Annotated in this window: 3 protein-coding genes; all 3 read right to left on the reverse strand. The window is 43.4% G+C overall.

What is annotated here, in order from left to right; translation table 11 throughout:
• On the reverse strand, positions 1-76 hold a 76-nt coding region (locus tag BSG1_RS21040; protein WP_332248327.1), incomplete at its 3' end, for an uL30 family ribosomal protein.
• A 12-nt stretch (positions 77-88) separates the two neighbouring features.
• Positions 89-589, reverse strand: a complete 501-nt coding sequence (gene rpsE / locus BSG1_RS19625) for a 30S ribosomal protein S5 (protein WP_006838995.1) — start codon at positions 587-589, stop codon at positions 89-91.
• 21 nt (positions 590-610) lie between these two features.
• Positions 611-973 (reverse strand): 50S ribosomal protein L18, encoded by a 363-nt coding sequence (gene rplR / locus BSG1_RS19630; RefSeq protein WP_006838996.1) that lies wholly within the window; start codon positions 971-973, stop codon positions 611-613.
• Positions 974-1,006: the final 33 nt, after the last annotated feature.

Below are 1,006 nucleotides of genomic sequence, written 5' to 3' on the forward strand. Positions count from 1 at the left end.
CCTTTACTGTTTCGCGTTGATCTTTTGGACGACCAATCACACTGCGAGTGAGGGTAATTTCTAGTTTGTTTGCCATCGTTATCCCTCCTTATCCTAACAGTTCTTCTACTGATTTACCACGTAATTTAGCTACGTCCTCAGCACGTTTTAGTTCTTTTAATCCAGAAATTGTAGCACGGATCATGTTGATTGGAGTGTTGGACCCCAGTGATTTAGACAGGATATCCTGTACACCAGCAAGTTCAAGTACCGCACGGACTGGACCACCAGCGATGATTCCTGTACCGGCAGAAGCAGGCTTGATAAGGATTTCACCAGCACCAAAACGACCGATAACTTGGTGAGGAGTCGTTCCACCTACCATAGGTACTTCAACAAGATTTTTCTTCGCATCTTCAATCGCTTTGCGGATAGCATCAGGTACCTCTTGAGCTTTACCAGTACCGAAACCTACGTGACCGTTTTTGTCTCCAACTACTACAAGAGCAGCGAAGCGGAAACGACGTCCACCTTTAACTACCTTCGCAACACGGTTGATCGTTACTACGCGTTCTTCAAGTTCTAGTTTGTTTGGATCAATACGACGCATCTATATGTCCCTCCTTTTTTATTAAAATTCTAAGCCGTTTTCACGAGCAGCATCGGCTAATGCTTTTACGCGACCATGATATAGGTAACCCCCACGGTCAAATACTACAGATTTCAAACCTTTTTCAGTTGCACGTTTGGCAATTAGTTCACCGACTTGAGCTGCTGCATCTACGTTAGCAGTAGAGTCAAGGTTGATTTCTTTATCTACAGTAGAAGCACTTGCCAAAGTTACACCATTAACATCATCGATCAATTGAGCGTAGATGTTTTTATTTGAACGGTATACGTTTAGACGAGGACGTTGTTCAGTACCTGTGATCTTAGAACGTACACGTGCGTGTCTTTTCTTACGCGTTTTGTTTTTAGATGGCTTAGTGATCATTAAGGTCACTCCTTTCTACTGCCTAAGCGGCAT

The sequence above is a fragment of the Bacillus sp. SG-1 genome (assembly GCF_000181495.1).
Classification (GTDB): domain Bacteria; phylum Bacillota; class Bacilli; order Bacillales; family Bacillaceae_B; genus Rossellomorea.